The organism is Sphingomonas sp. (assembly GCF_040398505.1).
In the GTDB taxonomy this organism is placed as follows: Bacteria; Pseudomonadota; Alphaproteobacteria; order Sphingomonadales; family Sphingomonadaceae; genus Sphingomonas.
Window position 1 is genome coordinate 1 of sequence record NZ_JBBATX010000156.1, and the last position, 4,628, is coordinate 4,628.

Genomic DNA, 4,628 nt, shown 5'->3' on the forward strand with positions numbered 1-4,628 from the left:
AAACCGCCAGCCAGGCGGTTCAGCGAGCTGGAGACAGGGAACATGACCAATTCGAATCTGCGTCGCATGTTGATTGCGACCGTATCGATCGCCGCGCTCGGTGGCTGCGGCGCGAACGACATTGCCTCGCCCGGTACCGGCGGCAATATCAGCATCATCAACAACCCCGCGCCGACCCCGGCACCAACCCCGACCCCGACCCCGACGGTGTCGCTCGTCACGCCGGCCACGGGCTGCCCGACGATCGCCGACGCACAGGGCCTGAGCGACCGCGGCACGATCACCGGCCCGACCGGTACGTACCGCGTCTGCGCCTTGCCGGCCCGGATCGTCTCCAGCATCAACCTCACGCGCATCCCGGGCCTGTTGTACTTCCTGCCGGGCCGTGTCGATGTCGGCTATGACAATGGCCCGACGCCGCTGAGCGCGACCAACACCCGCGTCGTGACGCAGCCCGATGGCACCAGCCGCACGCTGATCGCCGATTCGAACGTCACGCTGACGATCCAGCCGGGCGTGGTGATCTATGCCGCGTCGGGGGCAACCTGGCTCAACATCAACCGCGGCAACCGCATCAATGCCGTCGGCACCGCGACCGCGCCGATCGTCTTCACCAGCCGCGACAACGTGCTCGGCCTCAACACCGACAGCTCGTCGGGCCAATGGGGCGGTGTCGTCCTTTCGGGCCGCGCGCAGATCACCGATTGCGCGGTTCCCGGCTCGCCGGCGCTCGCCAATGGCAGCTCGCCCAATGCCGGCACCACGGCGTGCGAGCGGCAGACCGAAGGCGCTGTTGATCCGGCACTCTATGGCGGTGCCAACAACCTCGATAATAGCGGCCGCATCAGCTATATGCAGATCCGCTATTCTGGCTTCGTCCTGTCGGCGGCCACCGAATTGCAGTCGCTGACCACGCAGGGCGTCGGCGAAGGGACGGTCATCGATCACGTCCAGTCGTTCAACAGCTCGGATGACGGTGCCGAATTCTTCGGCGGCCATGTCGCGATGAAATATTACGTCGCGATCGGCGCCGAGGACGACAATCTCGACACCGACGTCGGCACGAAGGCAAACTTCCAATACGTCATCGTCGCACAGCGCGCGGGCAGCCTTGCGCAGGGTGCCGATGCGATGATCGAGGCCGATACCGACAACAATTCGGTGCTCGACAATCCGCGGCAGAATACCACGGTATCGAACGCGACCTTCCTTGACCGCACCGGCCCGGGCAATGCCGATCAGGCAGCGATCCTGCTGCGCGGCGCGACCGACTATACCCTGGTCAACTCGATCCTGACGACCAATCCGGCGCATTCGTGCATCCGGATCAGCGACTCGCGGACGTTTGCTTCCACCGTGGATGCGCCGACCGACGAGAATGGCGCTCCCGTGTTCCGCTCGGTGGTCATGCAGTGCCTGGCCTCGCGTCCGTTCATCGGCTCGCCGCTTTCCGGCCAGACGCTGACCGACGCCGACGTTGCCGCCTTGTTCAATGGGGGTGCCAACAACAACTCGACCTACACGCCAACGCTGACGAACCTGTTCATCAACGGCGCAAACGAAACCGCGGTGACCGCGTTCGACCAGACCACGCTGAACGGTCGCGTGTTCAACGGCATCACGATCACGCCGGCCGGTTTCTTCGACAAGACGACCTATATCGGCGCGGTCAAGGATGCGGCCGACACCTGGTATCAGGGCTGGACCTGCAACAGCACGACCGCAGCGCTTGGCACCAGCCTGTCGGGCAACTGCACCACGCTGCCGACGATCTGATCGAGGCTGCGGGACATGGGGCGGAGGGTCGCACACGCGGCGCTCCGCCCCTTTTCGGACTATAAGAGGGGGTTGACGATGTCGAAGCCAGTGCGCTTTGCGAGCCTGTTGCTATTTTCATCCGCGCTGATCGCGCCGTCGGTCGCGCGGGCGCAGGCGTCGCCGAGCGCGCCGACCTCGGCCACGCCAGCCCCTTCATCACCCGCCGACACGGTCGACCAGACCGCCACGCCGGGCGTTCCCGCGACGGCACCGGAACAGACCCCCGAACCGCCCGCCCCCGAGGTATCGATTCCCGGTGGCAATGCGGACATCGTTGTGACCGGATCGCGCAACCGCAATATCGCGCGCACCGCGCCGCAAGTCGTGTCGGTGCTGTCGAGCGCAGACATTGCCCGTACCGGTGAGGGCGACATTGCGGGGTCGCTGTCACGCGTGACCGGGCTCAGCGTCGTCGGCAACGGCTTCGTCTATGTCCGCGGGCTTGGCGATCGCTATTCGCTCGCCTTGCTCAACGGCTCGCCCTTGCCCAGCCCCGAGCCGCTCAAGCGCGTCGTGCCGCTCGACATCTTCCCAACCAGCGTGATCGCCTCTTCGCTCGTCCAGAAAAGCTATTCGGTCAATTTTCCGGGCGAATTTGGCGGCGGCGTCATCAATCTGACGACCAAGGCGGTCCCGAAAAAGCCGTTCCTGTCGATCGGCGCCGGGATCGGGCTCGATACCGTCACGACAGGGCAGCTCGGCTACACCTATTTCGGCAGCTCGAGCGACTGGACCGGGTTCGACAATGGCCAGCGCAACACCGCGCCCCTGCTCGCCGCCTTCCTGAAGAGCGGCGCGCAGATCGCCGATTTGTCGAACGCGGCCAACACCGCGATCGCCGCGCAGCTGATCGATGGCCGCAACGCCGTCATTCAACGCAACAAGGCGCTGCCGCCAAATTGGAGCGGCAACATCACCGGTGGCAAATCGTTCGATCTCGGCGGCGCGACCTTCGGCGTGATCGCGACCGCAGGCTATAGCAACAAGTGGCGCACCCGCGACACGACCCAGCAGACCGCAAACGCCACCGATCTGTCGCAGCTCGACCGCAATTTCGAGCGCGTCATCACCGATGATCGCGTCGTGGTGAACGGCCTGCTCGGCCTCAGCCTCGAATTCGGGCCGAACAAGATCCGCGAGACCACGCTCTACATCCGCGACACGCTCAAGCAGACGCGGCTTGGCGTCGGCACGACGGTGCGGAACTTCGGATCCAATATCATCGTGCAAGAGCAGGATACCGCCTGGTTCGAGCGGCAGCTGATCGACACGCAGTTGGTCGGCGAGTTCAAGCTCAACCCGGATCTCTCGCTCGACGTGCGCGGCAGCTACGCCAACACGCAACGCGAATCGCCGAACGAGATCAGCCTGACCTACGCGCGTGACGCTAACTTCACCTGTGACAACACCAGCATAAACGGATGCTACGCCAATTCGCTCGGTGTCGGCGCACGCCCGAACGGTGCGACGATCGGCTTCTCGAATCTGAACGAAGATCTGTACGCCGGCGGGATCGACCTCGGCTACAAGATCATCCCGGAGATCACCGCGACGGTCGGCTATGCCTATACCGATACCAAGCGTCGTAACGAAGTGCGCGAATTCGCGTTCCGGCAGAACGGCCAGATCCCGCAAGCGGTGACGTTACTGCGGCCCGATCTGTTGCTGGGGTCCACCGTGATCACCGCGTTCCCGGGGAAAGATTTCTACGTACGGCTTGAGGACAATCTCGGCGGCAACCCGACCTTCGACGCAAAGCTGCGGATCCACGGCGCCTATGGCCAGGTGCAAGCGCAAATCACCTCGAAACTGAGCGCCACGTTCGGCGTGCGCTATGAAACCGCCAAGCAAACCGTCGTACCGGTTCAGGTCTATACGGTCACGCCGATCCTGCCGCCGGCGACCAATCTCAACCGCAATTACTGGTTGCCAGCCGCGACAATCACCTATCAGCTCGCGCCCGACATGCAGGTACGCGTCAGCGGATCGAAGACGATCGCGCGTCCGCAGTTCCGCGAGCTCGTGTTCCAGACCTATTTCGACCCCGAACAAAATACCGCGGTGCAGGGCAACCCGCTGCTGGTCGACAGCCAATTGTACAATGCCGAAGCGCGCTACGAATGGTATTTCGCGCGCGACCAGCGGATTTCGCTCGCCGGCTTTTACAAGCGGATCGACAAACCGATCGAAGTCTATGCCGACGACAATGGCAACACGCTGACCAACCGCTTTGCCAACGCGCCCAAGGCCGATCTGTACGGCGCCGAAATCGAAACGCAGAAATATTTCCCGATGAATTGGCTGTCGGATGGGGATTTCTTCACCAAGCGGCGCTTGCTGGCGATCGCCAACTATACCTACACCAAGTCAAAGATTCTGGTCGGGCCGAACGACCCGATCAATGCCTATCCGCTGTCACTGACCAATGCCAACCAGCTGTTCCGCAACGGCACCCCGCTGACGGGACAGTCGGACCATCTGGTCAACCTCCAGCTCGGGCTTGAGGAAAAGGATCACCTTTCGCAACAGACGTTCCTGCTATCCTATGCCAGCAAACGCGTGACGCGGCGCGGACCGTCGGGCCAGCCGGACATTTACGAAGAACCCGGCATCCACCTCGATTTCGTCGCCCGCCAGGGCGTCAAGATCGGCGGGGTGGAGACCGAAATGAAATTCGAAGTGCGCAACATCCTCGGTACGAAATACCAGGAATATCAGGAAAGCGGGAAGAACCGCGTATACTATAACCGCAACAACGTCGGCACGATCTTCAATTTCGGCCTGAGCGTGAACTTCTGATCGCCCAACGC

Annotated in this window: 2 protein-coding genes; both read left to right on the plus strand. The window is 63.0% G+C overall.

Translation table 11 applies throughout. From position 1 onward, the window contains the following. Positions 1-42 precede the first annotated feature (42 nt). The gene (locus ABWP09_RS13595) at positions 43-1,776 is read left to right on the plus strand and encodes a beta-helix domain-containing protein (protein ID WP_353205662.1); all 1,734 of its coding nucleotides are present in this window, start codon (positions 43-45) and stop codon (positions 1,774-1,776) included. A gap of 78 nt (positions 1,777-1,854) precedes the next feature. Beyond that, the gene (locus ABWP09_RS13600; protein WP_353205663.1) at positions 1,855-4,617 is read left to right on the plus strand and encodes a TonB-dependent receptor domain-containing protein; all 2,763 of its coding nucleotides are present in this window, start codon (positions 1,855-1,857) and stop codon (positions 4,615-4,617) included. Positions 4,618-4,628 lie beyond the last annotated feature (11 nt).